Source organism: Oceanobacillus sp. M65 (assembly GCF_052246275.1).
Taxonomy (GTDB): domain Bacteria; phylum Bacillota; class Bacilli; order Bacillales; family Amphibacillaceae; genus Oceanobacillus_B; species Oceanobacillus_B jordanicus.
Genome location: NZ_JBQQCJ010000001.1, coordinates 1,534,737 through 1,558,866, shown reverse-complemented (window position 1 = coordinate 1,558,866; position 24,130 = coordinate 1,534,737). Strand labels below are relative to the sequence as shown.

Genomic DNA, 24,130 nt, shown 5'->3' with positions numbered 1-24,130 from the left:
AAATATAAAAAAGGGAGCAGATAGCAATGAATCTGAATACGTGGTTTGAAAAAGGAATGTCCCCAGATATGTATATAGAATCAATGGAAAAGCATAAGGAAAACCTTCTTTATATATACGATACTTTTTCTTTACCAGAGGATACTGCGTTTTTCACACGATTGCAGAAAGAGCAACTACGTGCCATTGTCTTAACGGAAGACTGGTGTGGCGATGCCATGCTTAACATTCCAATACTACTTCATATTGCTGAAGCAGGTGACATTGATGTTCATATGTTACTTCGTGATCAGAACTTGGAGCTGATGGATAACTATTTAACAAATGGAAAATCCAGATCCATCCCTATTATCATCTTTCTGGACCAAGAAGGGAATGAAGTTGCAAAATGGGGACCGAGGGCAGAAAAGATACAAGCATTCGTAAATGAGTCACAGGCAAAACTCCCAGAAAAGGATGCGTCTGACTATAAAGTGAAATTTAACGAAATGATTCTTTTTATGACAAAATCGTTCCGTGACAATCATGATTTTTGGGAAGAAGTTTATAACAGTTTAAAAGGAACCCTATCTAAGTAATAGAAAAAGCTGGCAAATTATTGTCAGCTTTTTTGTATACACCTTAAAAGCCTGTGTCCATACTAAAAGTAAAAAGGAACTACAGGTGAGCATATGAGTGTTCGATTTATTAAACAAGTGTACCATCAATTACCAGTTATTTTCAGACTGCTATTGAGTATTACTGCCCTTATGCTTTTTTTCGGTACCATCATTCATTTAGTGGAACCAAATCAGTTTCCTACTGTATTCGAGGGAATTTGGTGGGCAATTGTTACAGGAGCAACAGTTGGCTATGGAGATTACGTTCCTCTAACTATGCCCGGGAAAATCGTGGCAATCACACTAATTCTGTCAGGTGGAGGACTCGTAGCATTCTATATTACCACTTTGTCAGCAGCCACGGTACAGCATGAGAAGGATCTCTTGGAAGGAAAACTTCAGTTTAAAGGGAATAATCATTACATTTTTATTGGCTGGAATGAACGCACCCGCAGACTGATCGACTTGACCATTGCAAATAGTCCCAGCACCCAAATTGTCTTAATTGACCGCACACTAAAGTCTGTAGAATATCGTCACTATCCTGTGCATTTTATAAAAGGAGATCCTACGGAGGATGACACCCTCAAAAAGGCAAACATTTCGCTGGCTCAACGTGTCCTCATTTCAGCAGACATCTCTGCAAAGAACGAAAGACAGGCGGATAATGATACAATTCTATCAACCGTGGCCATAAGAGGAAATAATAAACACGTACTCATTATTGCGGAGATCCTCACAAGGGTACAGATAGAAAACGCACTGCGAGCTGGCGCTACGACGATTATTCGCACGAATGATTTTATGTCTGGGCTTTTTTATCATGAATTATCTCATACAGCATCCTCTACACCCTTTGAAGACTTATTACAGCTAATGAAAACACAGCAATTCCATCATACGAAGATCACCGAGGACCTGCACGAAAAGACATTTAGTGAACTTTCTACCATTCAAACAAAACAGCAACATATTTTACTCGGGATTATACGTAACCATGACTATTATTTGAATTGTGCCCCCACTTTTGTACTAAAGCAGGGCGACATTGTAATTTCATTGGTCGCTTGGAAGAATTAGCGCCTCAAGTTTTTGAACGAGGCTTTTACCGATCTCAATATATTCTGCAGGAACATCTGCATCTGGGTTTGTCGGTGTCTGGAATTGATTAACCATACCTTGAAAGGGACCATTTCGACTATCTTGATCATTCCCAGACTCATACTCATGCGCCAACAAGAAGGGTTTTTCCAAACGAACCGTGACCCCGGGATAATCCAGAGAACCTGCTACGGCATAAAAAGGCACACGCAAAAAATAATATGCCCCCTTATCATCCACTTTCAAGTCAAAGTAACCATTATCATAATCCCAATTCGCACCAATCACATAGCCTTCTGGTTTTAAAAGTTCTTCCAATACAAATAACGGATAAATTCTCTCTTCCACTTTTGAGTCTAATGGTACCATTCTTAACATCCCTTTCTACTTTGTTTTTCTTATATTTTGCCTAAACCTGTTTATTATGCTAAAATAATATATTGTGTGAAATGAATCGAATAATGTATATAGGAGTTGTTCAGCATGACAAACAAATTTGAGGTTGGTCAAATATTAGATGGTAAGGTAACAGGCATTCAACCATACGGTGCTTTCGTTGCGTTAGATGAGGAAACACAGGGCTTAGTTCATATATCCGAAGTAACACATGGCTTTGTAAAGGATATTAACGAACATCTAACTACTGGCGATGAAGTAAAAGTTAAAGTTCTTACTATTGATGAAGAAAAGAACAAAGTTTCTTTATCCATCCGGGCTACAGAAGAAGCACCAAAAAAAGCACCGAAGCCACGTAAGCAACAAACTGCAGCAGTTCAACATACCAATGATTCAGCTGGTTTTAACACACTAAAAGACAAGCTTGAAGAATGGATTGAACAATCTGGAGAACGTGACTCATTTAAGAAATAAATAGAAAGGGAAACTCAAACTTGAGTTTCCCTTTTTTTTACACGTTGGGAATGTTTGAAATTCAGCCAGGAAGCCATGACAATCTCGCTGGAATTTCGAAGTCCCAAGTATAAGAAAACCTACACATTCGCTAAAAGACGAGTAAATGCAAGCTTTTCTAATTTGTATAGCGACTTACTTATGTTCAGGATTAACCATCAACACGGTCGGGTTCTCTTTGTTTTGAAAAAGCCTCATCTGTTTTAAATAGCAATGGAATGAGCACAAGGCCGCTAATACCAACCAATCCATAAATAATTCTGGCTAAGGCTGCACTTTGCTCTCCTCCACCGAAAATAGCTGCCACTAAATCAAATTGGAATAAGGCGATTAGTCCCCAGTTAACAGCTCCAATAATTGTCAGCGCTAAGGCTGCTCTTTGTAAACCATTCATTTTTGTATCCTCCTTTTTCTAGTGATCGTGACTAGTTTTTACAGTTCCGTAAAGAAATATGCAGGGTACTTTTCTTGATTTAACCCCAACGCTTAGGTAAAGTAAATGTTGAACATTGAAACAAGAATCAAGGAGGGAAATAACGTGACACATGTTTCGTTTGCGTATGATAAAGCATTATCATTTTTCAACAAAGAGGAAATAAATAACATGGCAGGTTTCGTTGAGACTGCACACCAAGCATTACATAATAAAACTGGAGCAGGTAATGATTATCTTGGTTGGATTGATCTACCAAGTAATTATGATAAAGAGGAATATAGCCGTATCAAAGCTAGTGCCGAGAAAATTAGACAAGATTCTGATGTTTTACTCGTAATCGGTATTGGAGGTTCATATTTAGGAGCCCGAGCAGCGATTGAAATGCTTACCCACTCCTTCCAGAATTTGATCTCTAAAGAAGACAGGAAAGCACCACAGGTCATCTTTGTTGGACATCATATGAGTTCAGCTTATGTGAACGAGCTTTTTGATGTGCTAAAAGATAAAGATGTATCCATCAATGTTATCTCTAAAAGTGGTACAACGACAGAGCCGGCAATTGCCTTCCGCATTTTTAAAAAGTTCCTTGAAGAAAAATATGGTGTCGAGGAAGCTACAAAACGCATCTATGCAACTACAGACCGTGAAAAAGGGGCACTAAAAACATCTGCTGATGAAGCAGGCTACGAAACTTTCGTGATACCTGATGATGTAGGTGGACGCTATTCTGTTCTTACAGCTGTAGGACTATTGCCAATTGCAGTGAGTGGCGTTTCCATTGACAGCATGATGGAAGGTGCACAGGCTGCAGAGAAAGATCTATCCACTTCTTCTCTTGAGGAAAACCCTGCATATCAATATGCTGTTGTTCGAAATGTCCTATACAATAAAGGCAAAACCATTGAAATGTTAATTAATTATGAGCCACAGCTACAATACTTTGCAGAATGGTGGAAGCAATTATTTGGTGAAAGTGAAGGGAAAGACCAAAAAGGAATCTACCCTTCATCTGCTAACTTCTCTACAGACCTTCACTCTCTTGGACAGTACGTACAGGATGGAAGAAGAGATTTATTTGAGACAGTTCTACATGTCAGTAAATCGAAAAAGGAAGTCATTGTGGAAGAGGAATCTAATGATTCAGATGGCCTGAATTACCTAGCTGGTAAATCACTTCACGAAATTAATGATAAGGCATTCCAAGGAACACTTCTTGCCCATACAGATGGTGATGTTCCAAACTTAATCGTAGAAGTTCCAGAGCTGGATGCATATACATTTGGCTACCTTGTGTATTTCTTTGAAAAAGCATGTGCCTTGAGTGGCTACTTACTTGGTGTGAATCCTTTTGATCAGCCAGGAGTAGAAGCATACAAGAAAAACATGTTTGCCCTACTTGGTAAGCCAGGTTTTGAAAAAGAAAAAGCAGAGCTTGAAAACCGATTAAAGTAAACTCTTTTATATAGCAAAATAAAAACCCCATTTTGGGGTTTTTATTTTGCCGTTATATCTAGTAGTTTCCATCCTTCATTTGTTTTTCGCAATATAAACTTCATCGCTATCTCATTCGGCGAATCTGCATTCTTTAGGAAGAAAACTGTCGCTTCTTTTTTATTCTTCCTTTCTACCACATATTCTGTTTCATAAGCCAAATCCAGCCAGAAATGAGCTGCAGATTGACGTAGCATCTCCTGCCTTAAACTATCCGTTCCACCCTCTACAATAGAAGCATCATATAGAGTTATTGTATCGCCTACTTGCCCCTCTTCTATGATATAAACGTAAAGAAAAACAACTTGTTTTGGAGATAAATCGTTTAGAAAGTCGTGATCCTTTTTTTCCGTAAGTAAATCAAAATGATCTAATGTCTGTTTATGTAATGGCCAACGGTTTGCATTTGTAATATCATCTTCCCGAACGCCTGAAAACGTGTCATCAAACATAATGATTAGTTTATTCGAAAAGCTGTAATCAGTATGTTGCCAATCATTTGATCTGTAATCTTGTACTGATTTGTCAATGATACTCCAATAGATGGAATCTTGATGGTTTGCTAAAAAACCCTCCAACTCAGACTTTCTTTCCTCCAAGTCAGTATCGCTTCTGATATACAGCCCAAGAAGTTCGGTGGCATGCCAACTTAATCTCAACGTCGCCCATGATGAGAGATCATCATCTTTATATGTATTATAAACCTCTTCAAGCTTTAATAATGTTACGGAGATTTCCTCCATGGATAACAACGTCATTTCTTCATATGCTGCTCCGGTAGCCGTTTCTTTATCTGTTAAGAGTTGAAGGTAGGCCTTATCCCCTTGGATGCCCTCCCAATTTTCAATATGTTCAAGTAGCCATTGTGGATCTTGATCGACACCGTAGTCCCCCATTTTATAGCCATGTGTTTCAAGGGCCTTCATCAAATTATCTAAATCTTCAACACCTGTCGCTTCCCCTTTCTGCATTTGTTCGAATGTTTTTTCAGATTGTTGAGTAAAATCTTCTTGTAACGCATTTTCTATTGCTTCAAGTAGGTACATATTAAAAGACTGTAGAAAGTCGGTTCTATCCGCTTGCAAATCCTCGTATGCTTGCAAGTCAAACTTTTCGTTTTCATTAAATGTTTCGACTAACATGGCGGGCGTTGATAATAGTTGCTCTATTTCTTTTTTGGTGTTTTTCAATTCATCTGCGCTGACATTCTTCTCAGGGGATTCTACAATGCTTTGCGCTTCTTGTACTTGTGGGAAAGCATTCGTATTTTCTACCCCTAATGATTCACGGAAAGCTAATTTCTCCTGTGAAAAGAATTCCTCAATAGAAAGCTCTTTTTCTACAGTCTTTTTATGCTTCATTACACCAACTATAGTAGCTACAGTAGCAATAACTATAAAAACTATTATAAACCCTAAAATATAGTGGGATTTTTTCGATTTTGTCTGTTTACTAAAACTGTTTTCATGCTTTCTTTCTCCCCAGTTACCTGCCATTTCAATACTCCTTTCAAGAAAAACGTAAAAATAATAATAAAAACTATGTTTTAAACTTTAAAATGCTGGGTAATACTATCAATGTAAGACTTTCTCGTATTCCCCCTGTAAGCAAGGCGTTCTGAACGCTTTGCTTTTTTTTGTTCTATTTTTAAAACAGCGAGCATGCAGTTCTGTTATCAAGTTTGCTATACTTAGTATAATTGAATTTTGTAAGGAGGAGAACAACATTGGGAAAATTTGATATATTACATGATAGAAAAAATACAAGATCAGTAAAATGGGATATGCTTCACCCCGTCTTTCAGACAGAAGACGTCCTGCCAATGTGGGTTGCTGATATGGATTTCATGGCGCCTGAAGAGGTCAATCAAGCTATTATTGATCGGGCAAAGCATGGTATATATGGCTACACAATCGTAGACCAAGCCGTAAAGGGGTCAATTGAGTCATGGTTAAAGGAACGCCACAATTGGCAAATTGATCAAGGATGGCTATCTTTCAGTCCAGGTGTGGTAACCAGTTTACATATGGCCATTCAAGCCTTCACAGAAGTTGGCGATAAAGTATTAATTCAAACACCTGTCTACACCCCTTTTTATAAAGTAGTAGAAAGCCATGACAGACAGGTTGTGAAAAACCCGCTACTTTACGAAGAAAATACGTATCAAATTGACTTCGTTGATTTTGAGGAGAAATTACAAGAAGGTGTAAAGGCATTTATTCTTTGTTCACCACATAATCCAGTTGGGCGCGTATGGTCAAAAGAAGAGCTAACAAAGTTGGCGGAACTATGTGTCAAACATGATGTTCTTATAATTTCAGATGAGATACATGGTGATCTGGTTTTTCCTGGGAACAAACATATCCCTATTGCCTCATTATCAGAGGAAATTGCGCATCAAACCATCACGTGTATGGCTCCATCTAAAACCTTTAATCTCGCTGGGTTGCAGGCATCCTATGTCGTGACACCAGATAAGCAAAAGCGAAAAACGCTTGAAGAGCATTTTAACAAGCAAGGTGCCCATATGTTAAATATAATGGGAAATACCGCCTTAGAAGCGGCCTATTTGCACGGTGGTCCATGGCTTGATGAACTTTTACAGGTCCTTTATGACAACAAAACCTATGTAAAGGAAATGTTTGCAGCACATGCAAGCGACCTAGAAGTTATTGATTCCCAAGGAACGTATCTACTATGGATTGATTGTACGAAGCTGGGTATGGATGAGAAAGAATTGAAAAAGTTTATGATTGAAAAAGCTAAAGTGGGACTGAATACCGGAATAGAATATGGTGAAGAGGGAAAACACTTTATGCGGATGAACATTGGCTGTCCTAAAGCAACCGTTGAAGAGGGTGTACAACGGATTATTCAGGCTATCCAAACAAAATAGTTACAATGAAAAAGGCCGAGCGAATTCTAATTCTACGTAGAATGTTGAATTCGCTCGGCCTTTTATCTTCCTTTTTAAGCTTGTTACTACTCTTCTTGGTCTTCATTAAACTCAGTCGGATCTGTTGGTGACTCTTCATTCTTTCCTTCTTCAGGATTCGTTTTTAATTCTCCACAAACGATTCTCGGCCCACCGCCGCCCCCCGGCTGTGTTAGTCCGTCGTCTGGACCTTCCTGTATAATAAAGGATGTGCCGTCTTCTTTTAATAAAGAATTTTTACCCTCCATTAAGGTTGCTCCAGCCAGCATTAATTCAGCATCTACTAGTCCCCCGGCATCTGCCTCAAGATTTGGTAAGTCTCCAAGATGTGGTCCCTCTGGGTCCATTAACCCATGCTCTTTTCCTTCAGGATTGTAGTGGTTTCCAGCAGTTGTAAAATCAGGTGCTTCACATATTGGATATTCATGTACGTGAAAGCCATGGAAGCCTGGTTCCAGTCCCTCTAGTTTTACTTTTACTTGAATACCATCAGCTTGCTCACTTAAGGCAACTGTTCCTATCATATCACCAGATACATTATACATATCAACTGTTTTCATTTTTTCAGCAGCATTGGATTGGCAAGCAGTAAGGAAAAGAAAAACAATAAAAAAAACGAAGCGCATACGTAATACTCCTTTATGGTCATTTTAACTTAGTATTCGCCACTTCGTTTATTTTAATGAATTGGACACAGGAAATGTTTAATTTTCTTTATTGCCCTGTTGTTCGGTTAAGGTCTCTTTGTAGCTTTCATTAAATGCTTTTTCCTCTTTCTTTGACCGTTTATACAAGAAGTACATTACAACACATGCAGCGATCATAAAGATGATAAGTGTGATGACGGCAGGTATATATTCTGTTTTATCTTCTGGAAAATATAAAAATGGCATCATTTTGCTTCACGCCTTTCTGAGTATCATTATAGCAAATAAAATAAGATAACCAAATGGCAAACAATAATGTTCGCTAAACTGTGATATTTTTGGCAAAATAATAGAGGGAGGTAATATATATGACGGATAAACAAATTGGTGACAAGGTAAAGGCACATTATAAATCGGGTACTTACTTGGGAAAAATTATAGAAGATCGTGGTGATAAGTATCTTGTAGAAGTCCTAGCTGTTGTGAAACATCCTATACAAGGGGATCTGCATAACCCTAATCAAACCGAAGGGGTCTTTTTCCATGAGCGAAAAGCACTTGCCTTTCATGAGAAAATGAATGTAAAAAAACCTGCAGTACACGCTTTTGAAAGTGATATACCGGAATACAAGATTTCCTTACAAGAAGCAGTTCAAAAATATAAGGAAAAATTGTTACAAGAGGACACAGCATATAACCGTGAAGCTCTTTTAGCAATAGAACGTCTTGAAAAGGAATATGCTTAGACAGTGATTGGCTAACATATCCCCTATGTTACGTTAATAAAAAAAGCTGCCCTCCCAATTTATTGGAAGGAACAGCTTTTTTACATGTAAAATTATTCACCAAGATGTTCTTTAATTACTTCTTCTACACCTTTAAGTGCATCTTCTTCATCACTACCGTTTGCAGTCACTTTAATTTCAGCACCTTTTGGAATTCCAAGTGACATAACACCCATGATGGATTTAAGGTTTACATTTTTGCCATTGTATGAAACCTCTACTTCTGATTCAAATTGTCCAGCTTTGTTTACTAAAAGTGTAGCTGGGCGTGCGTGTACTCCTGTATCAGCAGTAATAGTAAATGTTTGTTCTTTCATTGTGTATCATCCTTCCAACCATAATATTCATAGTATGTACTATTCTCTAGTACAACGTTCATTATAAGTGAATAACTGAACTAAATATATTATATACAAAAACAAAACTTTTTGAAACAAAAAAGCCCATATTTTTTAATTCATTTGTTTTTACAGAGCGGTTATGATAACGTTTATTTGATATATGTTGCAAATTAAATTGGAGGGGTAAACAATGAGTGTCCATATAGGAGCTAAACAAGGAGAAATCGCTGACAAAATATTACTTCCAGGAGATCCGTTACGTGCTAAATTTATTGCGGAAAACTTCCTAGAAGACGTTTCACAATATAATGAGGTTCGTGGTATGTATGGTTTCACAGGTACATATAAAGGAGAAAGGATCTCCGTACAAGGTACAGGAATGGGTGTACCTTCCATCTCTATTTATGTAAATGAGTTAATTCAAAGCTATGATGTTAAGAAGCTAATTCGTGTTGGAACATGTGGTGCCATTCAGAAGGATGTAAAGGTACGCGACGTTATTCTAGCACAAGGTTCCACAACGGATTCACAAATGAACCGTATGGTATTCCAAGGGATTGACTATGCGCCACTTGCAGATTTTGAACTTCTTAAAAATGCATATGACGCTGGATTGGAAAAAGGATTAAATCTACGTGTCGGAAATGTATTTACTAGTGATACCTTTTACCGTGATAATGCGAAGGAAGTAAATGAATTACTTGCTGCATACAAAGTGCTGGCAGTGGAAATGGAGACAACGGCTTTATATACATTGGCTGCTAAGTATTGCCGACAAGCCCTTTCTGTTCTTACAGTTTCAGACCACATTCTTACTGGTGAGGAAACATCAGCAGAAGAACGCCAAACCACCTTTAATGAAATGATGGAAATAGCACTAGAAGCAGCTATAAAATAACATATCAGAAGCCAAATGAGATCGAACTGTACGATGAGTCGAACTTCTTTGGCTTTTTTCTATCTCTTTAGCCAAACCTTTACAATAGCGTCTTATTAGGCGATCCATTGTTAACCATAAAAAAAACAGGTTGACAAACGTGTCCATTTCTAACTATTATGTTGTTAAGGAGGAATGGATATGCGTACAAAACCAATCGATCTAACATTTGGAGCAGTATTTGTTTGTTTAATGGCAATTGGAGCCAACATTACAGTCTGGTTTCCATTTCTTGCAATACCACTAGGTGGGACATCAGTTCCCTTATCACTGCAAACCTTTTTTGCGATAATAGCTGGCATGATGCTGGGAAAAAAACGTGCAAGTTATGCAATGATTACCTATATACTTGTCGGAACAGCTGGTGTACCGATCTTTGCTGGTTTATCTGCCGGTCCAATGCAACTGATTAGTCCAACTGGTGGCTTTATTTTCTCATTTGTTTTTATTGCCTTTTTTGTCGGATGGATCACAGAAAAACAAAAAAAAGCGCGTCTACCTCTCTATTCTTTAGCAGCACTAGTTGGCGTAGCGTTTAATTACGGAATTGGTGTCACCTACATGTATGTAGCAATGAACACATGGTTAGAACTCCCGGTTACATACGAATTGGCTTGGATTGGCATGATCCCATTTTTAATTAAGGACATTGCCCTCTCCTGTCTTGCTGCCCTATTTATACTTCAGTTAGAGAAGCGAGTACCCGCAAAATGGATGTATGCGAAAGCTTCCTAATTAAATAAAGGACTTAGCAGCCAATAACTGATAACGGGAGTTTCATGCGTTTCCTGATGAGGTATGATAAACTAAGAGCAAGATCAAATATCGCATCAGGAAGGATGTTACGCATTTATGGATTTATTCCTAAATTTCCCTTTATGGGCTGCACTTGCTGCAATTGTCTTTGCCCAAGTTGTAAAAATACCAATTAAACTCATTGTGACAAAGGAGTTTATTCCTGGCCTTGCATTCAGCACAGGAGGCATGCCCAGTAGCCACTCTGCAGCTGTTGCCGCATTAACTACAGGTGTTGGTATTATCGAAGGTGTAACATCCACCGTATTTGCTGTTTCCTGTGTTTTCAGTATTATTATAATGTTTGATGCTTCCGGAGTACGCAGACAGGCCGGAGAACAGGCAGTAGTACTAAACCAGCTAATCAAAGACTTTCAACTGTTCGTAGATGGAGCAAAGGATTGGAATAAAAAAGAAGAATTTCAAAAGCGACAAGAGCTTAAAGAATTGCTCGGGCATCAGCCAATCGAAGTTTTCTTCGGAGGTCTCTCCGGAATCCTAATTGCCTTTCTCCTATATACACTTTATTAATCCAAAAGCGAAGAACCATAACTTAAGGACCTTAACTCATACAAACACAAATAAAGGGAAGCCTGCCATTACTGGCGTGCTTCCCTTTTAAATTAGCTTTCTGTGATTTGTTGCCTGAATACTTGCAATGAATCTGTTTCATTTAATTGTTTGAGCTCTTTTTCCGTAAGTGTACCATCACCTAATTCAATTAGATGTACATCTAGCTCTTTCTTTCCCCATTGAGCATACACATCTTCAACGGTGTTAAAAAACAAGTCAATCTTATTGCCGGTAATGGCACTACCTTTGTCTGCAACAACCCCATAGCCATAGTCTGGAATGAAAAGTATCGTCCCAATAGGATATACATCTAAATCAGCCGCAATAGTAGAATACAAATCTCGTTTTACTTGAACCCCTGAATACGTTATACCATACTCTGGATGTCCTGGTGATTTCCCAGTCGACTCTACTCCAGCAGTATATCCTGTTGCTACCACTTGTGATTTGGGATACTGATTAATATTAGCCGCTTCTTCTAGTGTTTTAGGTCCTTCAATTTCATCACTTGATATATACGTTTTCTTCTGCTCTAAATAGTTCAATTCCTTTTTTTCTAATGATGATTGCCTGAATTTCGACTCTGCAACTGTGTTATTAACCGTGTTGGTAATACGCATCGGCTCATAATCTACCCAATCACGCACATCAGCAAATGATACGTTAGATATAGATGTGATGGTAACTAAAAAGGCTGCTACAAACAACGAAAACATACCTACTCTTCGAAACGCTTTTTTGATTTTCATGATTAACACCTCTCTGGATGTCATCATTTCCAATCTAGTAATATTTTATTCAAAGAAAGATAAATTCTCTATAATATTCTGTCTTTTCCTGATTGCTACTTTATCAATCAAAACATTTGATAACCGCTTTTGCGTAGCATTTTAATCACAATACCTGAAACTACTGCTCCTGCAAAACCTGCCAATAAAATAGTAATATCAGCCGGTGTAATAGATAGAAATTTTGAATACGCCTCAGAAAATGCGATTCCTGGATTTTTGAAATATTCTAGTGTAGACATATCATCCACAATCATTATCACTACTATTGGGTATAATATGGCCATTAACCATGTTTTCCTTAACAGCATATTTAGGATAAAAGCAATGCCAAAAAAGATAACAAAATATAGTACGATCGATACAAGCAATTGAACGATTTGCGCCAACTTGTGTCTCCCCTTCCACCTATGTACAGTAAAAATTTCATACAAAATCCATTTTATACGAAAGCCAACAAAAAGTACATGTTCTCCTATTCCTCTTCATTTAGAATAGTATGAAGGAAATTAATCAATTGAAAAACTTTCATTTGTTCATCTTTTAGCGAATGTGTATGTTTCCTTATATTTCGTACTTCAAAACCTTAACTTCATCGTAAATGTTCGCTAGCTAACATTTTTCCTAACGTCTACAAAAAATGCAAAGCAGCTATTGCCGCTTCACATATTAGGATTAATAAAAGATATTAAATTTTCCCTTTTTCATTAAAAGTCCAGGCCCTCCCAGTTTTAGGAGGTAACGATTGTCGCTCATCTTTTTCATGAAGGTTGCTTTCCAGCCGAATAACTTGTACTGATTGAATAGTACAGCTATCCCATCATTATGACCTAAAGATGCTATTGTTCCTAAAAGTTTCGGAGTGAATTCTTCTAGCTCTCCTCCATTAATAAAGGCTTTTACATTATGGGCGACGGTTCCGGATTGCTGAATCGCAATTTGCGCGGTAGGTGGAAATGGTCTACCTGTTTCTGGATCCATGATCAAAGCACAATCCCCAATAACAAAAACATCATCATAATCTGGTGTACGCATATCTTTGCGAACTTCAACTTTACCACGATTTGTTGAAAATCCTGATTTCTCTACTATAGAATTCGCCTTAACACCTGCAGCCCAGATAGTTGTCATGGTCGGAATCTCTACAAGCCTTCCATCCTTCTCATATGTCACTTTATCTGGAGTACATTCTTTCAACATCGCCCCAGTCACAAATTCAACTCCACGTGATTCCAAGGAGTTCATGGCATATTCGACTAACTGTGGATCAAAGCCAGGTAATACAGTTGGGGACCCTTCAATGTTTATGATTCGAACAAGATGCTTATCAATATCGTATTCTTCACAAAGCTCTGGAACACGGTTTGCTATTTCACCAAGGAATTCAACCCCAGTAAATCCACCGCCTCCTACCACAATATTAATTCTTGCCTGATTATTTGGTTCTTCATTATGATATAAAGCAAAGTTATACTCCAAATGTTCTCTAATTAGACGGGCACTGTTAATATCTCCAATGGTGAATGCATGTTCTTCGAGGCCTGGTATGCCGAATGTAGCTGCCTCGAACCCTAATCCGATAACCAACACATCATAATTCAACTCATTATTAGACAGCTTAACTTTTTTAGCATCTGGTTTGATCGAAATCACTTTATCTTGAACAAAATGGACACGGTTCAAATTTACGACTTCTTTAATGGATATGCGAGTTCTATCTTGATGCAAGGTGCCGGCTGCATTTTCGTGAAGCCATGTAGTTTGGTAATGGTAATCATTCATATTTACCAATGTAATATCTGCCTCGTTCATTCCAATACTTTTTTGCAGCTTTACGGCCGTCATGATGCCTCCATAACCTGCACCCAAAATAACAATATGTGGATTATTCATTATGATCACTTCCGTTTATAATTTTCTGTTGTTGTTACCGTCCCAAACCCCAGTTACAATTTTTCGTTCATTACCTTACCAAAACAGAGCATTATCTCCGCATAAGGAGGTAAGCTGTCTCAATAAAAACTCCTGATAATGAATATATCTTTTATAGTGCGAGATACTACCAGAGGTATGAAAGCCCTGTTCATTAAAGAGAGAGTGATGCTGTAGAGTGGGCCGTTCTTGATGATTACTGTCTCTGTATCGTTAATACGTTAAAGTGGAGTCTATATACATATATTTACATGTTTGTGACAAATTTCACTTAATCACTCAATTAAAATGACAAGCTATCTAAATGCTTTGTCACCTTGTACCTTTAAAGAAAAATATGAGTCTAGTATTCATAGAAATATCATACATCTGTTACACAATTGTAATATAGAGCACTAAGTAATAGTATATCTTTCAATTCTTTTTTTCAAGTGTTTCTTTTACTTTCTTAATTATTAATTTATTACCAAATCCCCCCAATATTTATTGGGAAAATTACCCTTTCGTCTATTTCGCAATAAGCCATTCCAAAGCCTTTTTACGTTAATTATGATACGATAGGACTGTTGGGCAAGGAATTAACATGTAATGGAGGTATATAAGCATGACAGAAAAGGTTTATGACGTCACCATCATAGGGGCAGGCCCTGTAGGTCTATTCACTGCTTTCTATGGCGGAATGAGACAGGCAAGTGTGAAAATTATTGAGAGTCTACCACATACCGGGGGGCAACTAACCGCTTTGTACCCGGAGAAGTATATATACGATGTTGCTGGGTATCCGAAAGTACGTGCACAGGAATTAATCGATAATTTAGAGGAACAGGCAAATATTTTTGACCCTACGATTGTACTTGAGCAATCTATTGAGAAAATTGAAAGATTAGAGGATCAATCATTTAAACTTATATCGAATACAGAAGAGGTTCATTATACCAAGACAATTATTATTACAGGCGGTAATGGTGCCTTCCAACCTCGTCGACTTGAGGTAGATAATTGCGAACAATTTGAAGGGGTTAACCTTCACTACCATGTAAAGGACATGAATCAGTACAAAGACCAAAATGTTGTATTGCTTGGTGGCGGGGATTCTGCAGTTGATTGGGCGCTAATGCTGGAGCCCATCGCAAAAAAAGTGACCCTTGTTCACCGTAGAGATAAGTTTAGAGCACATGAACATAGTGTTGAAAAGCTAATGGCATCAAATGTAGAGATTATGACCCCATTTGTACCATCAAGTGTCGTTGCAAGCAACCAAATTGATAAGGTTCTTTTTGAAGAAGTAAAAGGGGACAGACAGGTTGAACTCGAGGTCGATGCTGTTCTCTGTAACTATGGATTCGTATCCTCGCTTGGACCTATAAAAGACTGGGATCTAGATATTGAAAAAAACAGTATTGTAGTGAATTCTAAAATGGAAACAAATATCCCAGGAATTTATGCAGCAGGAGATATTTGTACTTATGATGGAAAAGTAAAATTAATTGCAACAGGATTTGGAGAAGGACCAACTGCCATCAATAATGCCAAGCAGTATATTGATCCAAAAGCAAGAATCCAACCAAAACATTCAACTAGCATGTTCTAGAAAATAAGTGAGTGAAAAAAGGAGCAGTGGATTATACCACTGCTCCTTTTATATGTTATTTAACAATCTCCTGGTGTGCCTACTTTATCTTTCGTTCTAAATGATGAGCCACAACCACAAGATACTATGGCATTTGGATTATCAATACTGAACCCGCCGCCCATCATATTTTGTTTGTAATCAATTTGCGTTCCTTCAATAATTGGAATGTCCTGATTGAAAAACACAACTGGCACCCCGTTTATTTCATCTACTGTATCGAGTTCTTCATTGATTTCATATTCAAAGCCCAATGAATAGGACAGACCACTGCAACCTCCGCCTTTAATACCAAAGCGTAGGCGTGCCTCCGCGGACTCTTCCTTCATCATCTCATGGATTTGATTTGCCGCATTGTCGGTAATTGTTATAACCATCCCTTGGACCTCCTTAGATCATGATCATTACATTTAAGTATACAAAGAATAACACTACAATTCAACTATTTGAGTTGATCTTTAAAAGTGAAAAACACCCGTAGCTATCGTTTTGGCTTCCCCACTCATCCAGACCATACCATTTTCATCCCAGTTAATCACAAGGTCCCCTCCCGACAAATGAACCGTAATATCCTTCCCTCGAGAAACAAGACCATTTAATGCTGCAGCTACAACCGCTGCACAAGCCCCTGTTCCACAAGCCTGTGTAACTCCTGATCCTCGCTCCCATACACGAAAATGAAGTTCCCTTTCGGATACTACCTGAATGAATTCTACATTTATGCCTTCAGGAAAGCGGGTGTCCTTTTCGATAACTGGCCCAAGATCATATAGCGGAGCATCCTGAATATCTTCTACAAAAAAGACAGCATGCGGATTTCCCATAGAGACAGCTGTTAGTTCTAATAGTTGGCCTTCTATCGTATAATCTTCCCTAATAACCGCTTCTGTTTCGTCTCCTAACATAGGGATAGCCGTTCTTTGTAATGCTGGCTCCCCCATGTTTATTGTTACCTGATCAACGCTTCCTTCTAAAGGAAAAACTTCTGCTTCCACAATATTCGCTTTCGTTTCAATTTGGAAAGTAGGCTCTGTTACAATCCCGTTTTCAAAAGCATACTTCGCTGTGCACCTGAGTCCGTTCCCACAACTTTTCCCTTCCGACCCATCCTTATTAAAAATTCGCATCCCAACTTCAGCTTTCGTACTAGGGTGGATTAAAATCATTCCATCCGAGCCGATCCCTTTATGTACATCTGCCATTGCTCTGGCTATTTTGGGCATACTTGCTTCGTCCATTTGATATTGGAATAAATCTACATATATATAATTATTTCCTAAACCATGCATTTTTGTAAAAGGTATCTCCACATTAATCACTCTTTTCTAATTAGACTGGAGGTGGATTTCATTTCGATCTAGCTCCTGATAAATTGTTTTTAGCTTCGGAATGCCTTCTGCTACCAGTTTATCATTAACCAGTACAACTGGATAAAATAAATCCTCCTCGATTATTCGTTCGACAAACTGTTGATGTTTCTCCACGGTCGGTGGATTATCTATATCGATATACTCATAGCCAATGTGATCAACCACGTATTTTCTTCCGATTGCCGCCTGTAACCAATCATATGTATCCTTTGATCCAGGTGCGCCAACACAGCTTGCGCAAATCTGATCTGCACCATAGACCGTAATTGTAACCTTCCCCACCATTTGTAGCCCCCTTTTTGCAGTTACTTATATTTTACAAAATGTTTGGTTAAAGATAAAATATAAGTAACCGATGAGTAAAAATATAATTTCAGATAGATTTTTACATGAATTCGTTTTATACTATTTATAAGGAAAGGAGAAGATGGATAATGCAAGAACAGGTACAGGAAGTTTTAAATAAACTACGCCCTTTTCTACTCCGTGATGGTGGAGATGTGGAGCTAGTTGATGTAGATGATAATGGCATTGTACTTCTTCGTCTTATGGGTGCATGCGGCAATTGTCCAAGTTCTACCATAACATTAAAGGCAGGAATTGAGCGCGCCCTGATGGCTGAGGTCCCAGGCGTTACAGAAATTGAACAAGTATTTTAGAGCTACCAAATATAAAGTGAAACTTCAATCAGTGGGGGTTATCTTTCTTTCCCCACTGATTGTTAGTTGAACGAATCGGGGTGTTAGCGTCCGTTTACTTCCACTAAAAACACAGGGTTTCACTTCATGTTTTGAAATGGGAGTCTTACGGACGGTTGCACCGGGATAAAAAAAGGCAGACTTAATCGTCTGCCTTTTTTGCACGTTAGAAAAGTATAAAGTTTTAGTTTGGTAAAATTGACGACGTAGTTAAAATCTTGAAGTTTTAAGTATAAGAAAACCTCGTATTCGCTGAAAGACCAGCAGATACGAGGTTTTCTAAATTCAGCTACAGATGGTTACATGCTCGTGGTTTATATACCTTATTTCACTTCTGTAATCGGCCCTGTACCATGAATAACCCCTGATATATTCTCCAGGCATAACTGTAGCATACTGCTTCTTGTTTCAGTGCTTGCTGATCCAATATGCGGCAAACAGACAACGTTTGTTCTATTTAGTAGCGGGTGATCAGATCGAATTGGTTCTTCCGCAAACACATCTAACCCTGCAGCAGAAATTTCTCCTGTTTCTAGAGCATTAACTAGTGCATTTTCATTTACTACACTGCCTCGTGAAATATTAATGAAAATTGAAGAACGCTTCATTTTCTGAAACACTTCTTTATTAAACAATTGATTTGTCTCAGGAGTAGCAGGTACTACAGAAATAACAAAATCAGCTTTGTTAAGCAATGTAGCAAAATCTACATAGGTAGCCCCAACCCGCTTTTCCGCTTCCACTTTACGAGATCGATTATGATACAAGATTTCCATGCCAAAACCTTGGGCACGTCTGGCAATCGCTTCGCCAATCCTCCCCATTCCTACAATACCGATTGTTTTATTATGTACATCCATACCTGCAAGTAAATAAGGCGACCATTGTTTCCATTTATCTTCTTTTATATATTGGTTTGCTTCCACAATCCTTCTTGCTGTCGCCAGAAGAAGAGAAAACGCTAAATCAGCTGTAGATTCTGTTAAAACCCCTGGTGTGTTTGTCACAATAACACCCGCTTCTCTAGCTGCATGAAGATCAATATTATCGTAGCCTACTGCCAAGTTGGCAACAACCTGAAGTGAACTGCCGGTATTAAATACCTCCTGGTCCATTGTTTCACTTAGCATACAAAGAACCCCCTGCGCGTCGGAAATCTCTTTTAAAAGTACTTCTCTAGGAACCGGCTCTTCCTCATATTTCCACATTGATATAGTAAAGTCTTGCTGAAAAGGTTCCAAGATCTTATCTGGTACCTTTCTTGTGATGTATAGCTTCGGTTTTTCCATCCTCGCCCTCTCCCTCCAGCTTTTTTTGTTACAGCCAGTGTAACACAGGGATTTGTAATGAGGTAGAGTCTAGACCAACCCATTGATAAAGGTCACGCATTTTCTTTTCATACTCTTCTTGCATCGTTACTAAAGAAGAAAACGCTGTAAAAGGGTCTTCAAGTGTCCTCCCACTCATCACAGAATCAAAATGATCAAAAAAGTGTACGGGATAAAGTAGCCTTGCATATAATAGACGCCAACTAAAAATAGATAGCGGTCTTTCTGCTTGGTAGTCATGCAAGAATTGTACAATGTCTTCTGATGGTGCATCGCTTAGCAGCATGCCTCTCGTATATTCTGCTAAATCACGGACCGGATGATCAAAAACAAAATCATCTAGCCAGATAACAGATTTTTGTAGATTATTTGTATAACGTTGAAATGAGATAGTTCCTTGGTCTACCGTATCAAATCTATTTTCACGTTCACTCTCCTGTAAATACTGGATAGCATTTTCACTTACCCCAATAATATAGGGCAAGGTATCCATCACCATCCGAAAATAATCGTTTGGTGATTCCTTAGCGGCCAAAGGAACGTTTTTTTCATACGCCTCTAATTTGTCTATCCAAAGTTTTTTCCATATTCCATAGCAAGATATCTGGTGTGGCTCGAAGCTATAAAGGGTACCGATAGTATGAAAGGCTGCTAGAGATCGCCCATTGCTTTCTCTTGTAATATTGTTAAGATGTTCTACCATGACGACCATGTATGTATTGTTCTGAAATACAGTGAACCAATCCCCATTAGTATTGGCCACAGGGATAGCGGTGTGTCGGTAATTATTTTCCAACAAATAGTAAGCAAGCGCTGCCTGTTCCATATGAATAATTTCCCTGTTATCAGAGGAAATGGTAAAATAAACATATTCGTCTTGTTTATAACCATCTCTTCCAGCCAGTACTACTTTCTCACTTGCTTGGATATTATAATGTGTGGCGAGCATGGTTTCCATTGACAATATGATCACACCCTTTGTTTTAACTTAATGAATCATCCTATCCCTTGTAGATAAACAGGGGATCAGATCTTTAGCAAGATTAATACTAATGTATGTAAGAAAAGGCAAATTCATTAACCAATTTATTAGGAAAAGGTGATGTACATGGATGCAAATACGAATCAAAGTGAACTTGAACTCAAAGCAAGGCAATGGCTAACCCAGCGTGGCGTAACTTTAGATGATATCGCTGAACTGGTCTATTACTTACAATCTAAATACCACGATAATTTAAGCATGGAGGACTGTAGACATAATGTAGACAGAGTGTTGACGAAAAGAGAAGTCCAAAATGCCATCCTTACTGGTATTCAGTTAGACGTATTAGCTGAGAAAAAACAACTAGAAGAACCATTGCAGAAGACGATAGAAGTTGATGAGAGTCTATATGGAGTAGATGAAATTATTGCCCTTTCCATTGTAAATGTATACGGTTCTATCGGTTTTACGAACTATGGTTATATTGATAAACAGAAACCAGGAATACTAAAAAGATTAAACGATAAATCAACCGGTGAGTGTCATACTTTCCTTGATGATATTGTTGGAGCAATTGCTGCCGCTGCATCGAGCAGACTAGCACATGCAACAGGTGACAGTGATATAGTGGACTAAATTCTATTAAAAACAGGAGGGCCGGTTTAAAAAGGCCACTCCTGTTTTTTATATGTTATCGATCCATTCATTTAGGCTGTGTACATAATAAGTAGGCTTTGTTGCAAAGCTGTTCATTTCCTCAAATGGTGTTACGCCTGTAAACACCATTAACGTGTCAAGGCCTGCACGAATACCTGCTTGAATGTCTGTTTGGTAATTATCCCCAACCATTATCGTTTCTTCTTTGGTTGTCCCAAGGATTTCTAGTGCTTGTTCCATTATAATTTTTTCTGGTTTCCCTATAAAAGTAGGTGTGACACCTGTACTTACAGTCACAACAGATGTAAGGGAGCCATTTCCTGGGAGTAATCCTCTTTCAGTTGGTATTGCTATATCCCCATTTGTGGAAATAAAGGTTGCGCCATTCCGGACAGCTAAACATGCTTTTGCAAATTTCTCATACGTTACTTCACGGTCAATCCCTACTACAACAAAATCACACTTATCATCAACCGTTATTGTCAGCCCTTCAGCCTCCAGCGCTGTTTTTACCCCTTCTTCCCCAATCACATAACAAGAAGCATTCTCCTTCCATTCTTTAATGTATTTAGCAGTAGCTAGACTAGTTGTAACAACCTGCTCAGATGTAGCATAAATACCAAGATGATTCAGTTTCTCTGCTACCTCTGCCTGTGTTTTCGAAGAATTATTTGTTACGTATAAATAAGGGATTTCTTTTGCTCGTAAAGTCTCAATAAAGCCAGCAGCTTCCGCAATTGGCTCCTTACCTAAATACATTGTTCCATCAAGGTCAATTAAATAACCTTTATAATTTTTCATCTAATGACTTCCTCTCTTAACGTGTTAGCTGTTGTATTTATGTCAGTTATTCTTCATTTGAGAAGGCGTGAGCTACCCCAAGTTCATTATCAAGGTATTTTCGTATGTTGGTATGAAATTGACTTAATTGCACCATATTTTCGGAAAAGGCTTGATAAACCACTTGATGATTAACGTTCACGTAATCAACAACAAGCATTTTTCTTAGTCCAATAACCTGCTTGTATGGATCACCATCTTCATTAGGTAACACTTTTTCATCAAGTAATATATCGATAATATCTTCATAACTTCCTGGGTCTCGCATGATAAACCCATCTATCATCATATTTCCAACATCCAGTATGGCTTCAATCGAAACATGTCCTATTCTTTCTAAAGCCAATTTCTGCTGTAATGTTTCGTACTTCATTCCCTTCAATTCTGTTAGCATACTATCTAAATAGTTCAGGCGCTGCTCTATCTTACTTCTGTCTACAAAGTACATTCTGTTGACTCCTTTTAATATAATTCTTCTATAGTTAAATACTTAATTTGTATACTAATATTTTAGCATATTACACATGATATCGAGATACAAACGTGTTATAGTTAAGGAAATGTCAAAATAATGGAAAAGAGGGCGCAAATGGCCAGTAAATTTGAAATACTAAAAGATGAGACGAAAACAAAAGAATTAAGGTATATTAGTTTTATGGGCAATTATCAACGCTATGATTTCGCCCTAATGAATCATGAAGAAGATCCAGATAAAACGGTCGTGATCCATTTACAAAAAAACCGTTTTATCGTGGTTGGAAAAGAGGATCTCAACAACAATCGCGATGTGGAACATATTCTTCATGAAACAGCAATGGAAGCAGATGAAGTTCGTGCATTTTTAAAAGAAGTACTGTAAAAATTAACAGGTGAAGTTGCCTAAGGAGAAAACAAAATGGAGAGTATTGATTCTGTCTTAAAAGAGAAGTTACTAAAGATGGACGCCACAGCCTTGGCAGAATGGATTAAAAATAGAAAAGTGACAAGTAGTGAAGTGGTATCTATTTATATAGAACAGCAAAAAAAAGTTAACCCATCGATTAATGCAGTAGTAGAGGATCGCTATGAACTCGCTTTGAAGGAAGCTAAATCGTTTGATGAAAAAAGGCATACACTTAAACAGCTGCCGCCATTATATGGTGTTCCGATAACTGTCAAGGAATCTCTTCACGTAGCCGGAATGAAGACAACAAGCGGGTTAGAACATCGTCAGGATTTGATTTCCAGAGAAGACGCACCTGCCATTACCAGGTTACAAAACGCAGGCGCAATTATTTTAGGTAAAACAAATACACCTGCACTTTGCTTTAACCAGGAAACCGATAATCGGCTCTATGGCAGAACGAATAATCCATGGGATCTTACACGAACAGCGGGAGGATCAAGCGGCGGTGAAGGGGCAATTCTTGCTGCAGGAGGATCACCAGCAGGGATTGGTTCTGATATTGGCGGATCCATACGTTTTCCAGCTCATTTTAATGGAGTACTTGGCTTTAAACCAGGTATGTATAGAGGCTCTTCTGCAGGCCATTACCCATCCGCAACTACTCCCTTACAGGAAAGAATGCTGACAATCGGGCCGATGGGTAGATCTGTACGCGACATGGAGTTGTTATATTCCGTACTATCACCACATTCTACTGCAAATCGTTATTTACAGTTTTTTAAAATTGAAGTACTTCCTGGCACCGTCAATTACCCGCTTTCCGAAAAAACAATTGAGATGATGGACAATATCGAAAAATTCCTTACGGAGTCTTTCTCCACAAATCGATTTATCCCACCATACTTTGAAGAAAGCTCCCTGCTTTGGCTGGAAATGTTGGCGAGTGAAGGCAGTGAGCTTATTGAGAAGTCAGCATACCATAACGATCGCTCCAATCTTGTAAAAGCTTTTCTTCGAGAAAAGATAACAAATCGTGCATCCGTTGATCCCTATCTAACCATGGGGATTCTTGGTTCAAAGCTTTTCAGGCCATCAAAGAGCAGAGTGAAGGAAATAAAAAAAACCTTGGCTGAAGGTGATGACTTTCTATCGGAGTACTTGCATAACCGTTTGCTCCTCTTCCCTGTCTATCATACAAGTGCGCTAAAACACGGAAAAGTTTATAAAGAGATATTCTCTTTACGCAGAACGTTTCTTAACTTTATGCCGTTTATTGCTTATGCCAATGTTTGGGGCTTGCCGTCCTTAACCGTTCCAATAGGGAACGATGAGAATAATATGCCAATTAGCATACAAGTCATATCAGCAAATGGAAATGAGGATGCGATCTTCCGTCTAGGTAAAATTCTTGAGAAGAAGTTCAGAGGATATGTAGCAGCACAGCCAACTGACTAACGGTAAGATTTGGAA

Annotated in this window: 30 protein-coding genes; 14 read left to right on the top strand and 16 right to left on the bottom strand. The window is 38.3% G+C overall.

The features are described 5' to 3' along the window. Window positions 1-26: 26 nt before the first annotated feature. Window positions 27-578 carry a thioredoxin family protein gene (locus ACTWPF_RS07390; protein WP_443148820.1) on the top strand — a complete coding sequence of 184 codons (552 nt, stop codon included), beginning with the start codon at window positions 27-29 and terminating at the stop codon, window positions 576-578. Between the two features lie 93 nt (window positions 579-671). Beyond that, on the top strand, window positions 672-1,679 hold the full coding sequence (locus ACTWPF_RS07385) for a potassium channel family protein (protein WP_238019967.1): 1,008 nt from the start codon (window positions 672-674) through the stop codon (window positions 1,677-1,679). Here the strand turns inward: ACTWPF_RS07385 and ACTWPF_RS07380 are convergent. Next, complete coding sequence (locus ACTWPF_RS07380) at window positions 1,656-2,069, bottom strand: YugN family protein (protein ID WP_036574641.1); 414 nt, start codon at window positions 2,067-2,069, stop codon at window positions 1,656-1,658. The genes ACTWPF_RS07385 and ACTWPF_RS07380 overlap by 24 nt on opposite strands. 114 nt (window positions 2,070-2,183) lie before the next feature. On the opposite strand from ACTWPF_RS07380, the gene yugI reads away from it, so the two are divergent. Beyond that, a complete protein-coding gene (yugI, locus tag ACTWPF_RS07375; RefSeq protein ID WP_106897227.1) occupies window positions 2,184-2,570 on the top strand; it encodes a S1 domain-containing post-transcriptional regulator GSP13 in 387 nt (128 codons plus the stop codon). Window positions 2,571-2,760: 190 nt separating this feature from the next. Here yugI and ACTWPF_RS07370 read toward each other — a convergent pair whose 3' ends face one another. Then, window positions 2,761-3,003, bottom strand: a complete 243-nt coding sequence (locus tag ACTWPF_RS07370; RefSeq protein ID WP_238019978.1) for a DUF378 domain-containing protein — start codon at window positions 3,001-3,003, stop codon at window positions 2,761-2,763. Window positions 3,004-3,147: 144 nt separating this feature from the next. On the opposite strand from ACTWPF_RS07370, the gene ACTWPF_RS07365 reads away from it, so the two are divergent. Next, complete coding sequence (locus ACTWPF_RS07365; protein ID WP_238019980.1) at window positions 3,148-4,497, top strand: glucose-6-phosphate isomerase; 1,350 nt, start codon at window positions 3,148-3,150, stop codon at window positions 4,495-4,497. Between the two features lie 41 nt (window positions 4,498-4,538). Here ACTWPF_RS07365 and ACTWPF_RS07360 read toward each other — a convergent pair whose 3' ends face one another. After that, window positions 4,539-6,032 (bottom strand): hypothetical protein, encoded by a 1,494-nt coding sequence (locus tag ACTWPF_RS07360; RefSeq protein ID WP_443148819.1) that lies wholly within the window; start codon window positions 6,030-6,032, stop codon window positions 4,539-4,541. A 230-nt stretch (window positions 6,033-6,262) separates the two neighbouring features. Here ACTWPF_RS07360 and ACTWPF_RS07355 point away from each other — a divergent pair, with 230 nt between their 5' ends. Then, on the top strand, window positions 6,263-7,432 hold the full coding sequence (locus ACTWPF_RS07355; RefSeq protein WP_443148818.1) for a MalY/PatB family protein: 1,170 nt from the start codon (window positions 6,263-6,265) through the stop codon (window positions 7,430-7,432). Window positions 7,433-7,518: 86 nt separating this feature from the next. Here the strand turns inward: ACTWPF_RS07355 and ACTWPF_RS07350 are convergent, their stop codons facing one another. Next, the gene (locus tag ACTWPF_RS07350; protein WP_443148817.1) at window positions 7,519-8,097 is read right to left on the bottom strand and encodes a superoxide dismutase family protein; all 579 of its coding nucleotides are present in this window, start codon (window positions 8,095-8,097) and stop codon (window positions 7,519-7,521) included. Between the two features lie 78 nt (window positions 8,098-8,175). Next, window positions 8,176-8,367, bottom strand: a complete 192-nt coding sequence (locus tag ACTWPF_RS07345) for a hypothetical protein (RefSeq protein ID WP_443148816.1) — start codon at window positions 8,365-8,367, stop codon at window positions 8,176-8,178. 119 nt (window positions 8,368-8,486) lie between these two features. On the opposite strand from ACTWPF_RS07345, the gene ACTWPF_RS07340 reads away from it, so the two are divergent. Then, the gene (locus ACTWPF_RS07340; RefSeq protein WP_443148815.1) at window positions 8,487-8,864 is read left to right on the top strand and encodes a kinase-associated lipoprotein B; all 378 of its coding nucleotides are present in this window, start codon (window positions 8,487-8,489) and stop codon (window positions 8,862-8,864) included. 92 nt (window positions 8,865-8,956) lie between these two features. On the opposite strand, the gene ACTWPF_RS07335 is transcribed toward ACTWPF_RS07340, so the two are convergent. Beyond that, window positions 8,957-9,220, bottom strand: a complete 264-nt coding sequence (locus ACTWPF_RS07335; RefSeq protein ID WP_036574659.1) for a phosphocarrier protein HPr — start codon at window positions 9,218-9,220, stop codon at window positions 8,957-8,959. 214 nt (window positions 9,221-9,434) lie between these two features. On the opposite strand from ACTWPF_RS07335, the gene deoD reads away from it, so the two are divergent. From deoD to ACTWPF_RS07320, 3 genes are all read left to right on the top strand, one after another. Further along, the gene (gene deoD / locus ACTWPF_RS07330) at window positions 9,435-10,142 is read left to right on the top strand and encodes a purine-nucleoside phosphorylase (protein WP_443148814.1); all 708 of its coding nucleotides are present in this window, start codon (window positions 9,435-9,437) and stop codon (window positions 10,140-10,142) included. Between the two features lie 180 nt (window positions 10,143-10,322). Next, complete coding sequence (locus ACTWPF_RS07325) at window positions 10,323-10,916, top strand: biotin transporter BioY (protein WP_036574664.1); 594 nt, start codon at window positions 10,323-10,325, stop codon at window positions 10,914-10,916. Window positions 10,917-11,033: 117 nt separating this feature from the next. After that, window positions 11,034-11,507, top strand: coding sequence for a divergent PAP2 family protein (locus ACTWPF_RS07320; RefSeq protein ID WP_036574666.1), 474 nt, complete (start codon window positions 11,034-11,036; stop codon window positions 11,505-11,507). A gap of 92 nt (window positions 11,508-11,599) precedes the next feature. On the opposite strand, the gene ACTWPF_RS07315 is transcribed toward ACTWPF_RS07320, so the two are convergent. From ACTWPF_RS07315 to ACTWPF_RS07305, 3 genes are all read right to left on the bottom strand, one after another. After that, window positions 11,600-12,298 (bottom strand): 3D domain-containing protein, encoded by a 699-nt coding sequence (locus ACTWPF_RS07315; protein WP_106897236.1) that lies wholly within the window; start codon window positions 12,296-12,298, stop codon window positions 11,600-11,602. A 107-nt stretch (window positions 12,299-12,405) separates the two neighbouring features. Next, window positions 12,406-12,717 carry a YuiB family protein gene (locus ACTWPF_RS07310; protein WP_106898542.1) on the bottom strand — a complete coding sequence of 104 codons (312 nt, stop codon included), beginning with the start codon at window positions 12,715-12,717 and terminating at the stop codon, window positions 12,406-12,408. Between the two features lie 295 nt (window positions 12,718-13,012). Next, the gene (locus ACTWPF_RS07305; protein ID WP_443148813.1) at window positions 13,013-14,230 is read right to left on the bottom strand and encodes an NAD(P)/FAD-dependent oxidoreductase; all 1,218 of its coding nucleotides are present in this window, start codon (window positions 14,228-14,230) and stop codon (window positions 13,013-13,015) included. Between the two features lie 643 nt (window positions 14,231-14,873). Between ACTWPF_RS07305 and ACTWPF_RS07300 the strand changes: the two genes are divergently transcribed. Then, a complete protein-coding gene (locus tag ACTWPF_RS07300) occupies window positions 14,874-15,860 on the top strand; it encodes an NAD(P)/FAD-dependent oxidoreductase (RefSeq protein ID WP_443148812.1) in 987 nt (328 codons plus the stop codon). 59 nt (window positions 15,861-15,919) lie between these two features. On the opposite strand, the gene ACTWPF_RS07295 is transcribed toward ACTWPF_RS07300, so the two are convergent. From ACTWPF_RS07295 to ACTWPF_RS07285, 3 genes are all read right to left on the bottom strand, one after another. After that, a complete protein-coding gene (locus ACTWPF_RS07295; RefSeq protein WP_106897239.1) occupies window positions 15,920-16,276 on the bottom strand; it encodes a HesB/IscA family protein in 357 nt (118 codons plus the stop codon). A gap of 81 nt (window positions 16,277-16,357) precedes the next feature. Then, the gene (gene dapF / locus ACTWPF_RS07290) at window positions 16,358-17,188 is read right to left on the bottom strand and encodes a diaminopimelate epimerase (protein WP_234368498.1); all 831 of its coding nucleotides are present in this window, start codon (window positions 17,186-17,188) and stop codon (window positions 16,358-16,360) included. A gap of 36 nt (window positions 17,189-17,224) precedes the next feature. Next, entirely contained in the window at window positions 17,225-17,554 is a 330-nt protein-coding gene (locus ACTWPF_RS07285; RefSeq protein ID WP_106897241.1) for a YuzD family protein, read from the bottom strand. 149 nt (window positions 17,555-17,703) lie between these two features. Between ACTWPF_RS07285 and ACTWPF_RS07280 the strand changes: the two genes are divergently transcribed. Beyond that, window positions 17,704-17,928 carry a NifU family protein gene (locus ACTWPF_RS07280; RefSeq protein ID WP_036574679.1) on the top strand — a complete coding sequence of 75 codons (225 nt, stop codon included), beginning with the start codon at window positions 17,704-17,706 and terminating at the stop codon, window positions 17,926-17,928. Window positions 17,929-18,290: 362 nt separating this feature from the next. On the opposite strand, the gene ACTWPF_RS07275 is transcribed toward ACTWPF_RS07280, so the two are convergent. Further along, complete coding sequence (locus tag ACTWPF_RS07275) at window positions 18,291-19,256, bottom strand: 2-hydroxyacid dehydrogenase (protein WP_443148811.1); 966 nt, start codon at window positions 19,254-19,256, stop codon at window positions 18,291-18,293. A 28-nt stretch (window positions 19,257-19,284) separates the two neighbouring features. Continuing rightward, complete coding sequence (locus tag ACTWPF_RS07270) at window positions 19,285-20,253, bottom strand: hypothetical protein (protein ID WP_443148869.1); 969 nt, start codon at window positions 20,251-20,253, stop codon at window positions 19,285-19,287. Between the two features lie 150 nt (window positions 20,254-20,403). On the opposite strand from ACTWPF_RS07270, the gene ACTWPF_RS07265 reads away from it, so the two are divergent. Beyond that, window positions 20,404-20,913 (top strand): phosphatidylglycerophosphatase A family protein, encoded by a 510-nt coding sequence (locus tag ACTWPF_RS07265; RefSeq protein WP_106897242.1) that lies wholly within the window; start codon window positions 20,404-20,406, stop codon window positions 20,911-20,913. A 48-nt stretch (window positions 20,914-20,961) separates the two neighbouring features. Here ACTWPF_RS07265 and ACTWPF_RS07260 read toward each other — a convergent pair whose 3' ends face one another. Further along, entirely contained in the window at window positions 20,962-21,735 is a 774-nt protein-coding gene (locus ACTWPF_RS07260) for a TIGR01457 family HAD-type hydrolase (RefSeq protein ID WP_443148810.1), read from the bottom strand. 46 nt (window positions 21,736-21,781) lie between these two features. Continuing rightward, window positions 21,782-22,222 carry a DUF86 domain-containing protein gene (locus ACTWPF_RS07255; RefSeq protein ID WP_161465272.1) on the bottom strand — a complete coding sequence of 147 codons (441 nt, stop codon included), beginning with the start codon at window positions 22,220-22,222 and terminating at the stop codon, window positions 21,782-21,784. 141 nt (window positions 22,223-22,363) lie between these two features. Here ACTWPF_RS07255 and ACTWPF_RS07250 point away from each other — a divergent pair, with 141 nt between their 5' ends. After that, window positions 22,364-22,633, top strand: coding sequence for an SAV0927 family protein (locus tag ACTWPF_RS07250; RefSeq protein WP_106897245.1), 270 nt, complete (start codon window positions 22,364-22,366; stop codon window positions 22,631-22,633). Window positions 22,634-22,669: 36 nt separating this feature from the next. After that, the gene (locus ACTWPF_RS07245; RefSeq protein WP_443148809.1) at window positions 22,670-24,115 is read left to right on the top strand and encodes an amidase; all 1,446 of its coding nucleotides are present in this window, start codon (window positions 22,670-22,672) and stop codon (window positions 24,113-24,115) included. Window positions 24,116-24,130: the final 15 nt, after the last annotated feature.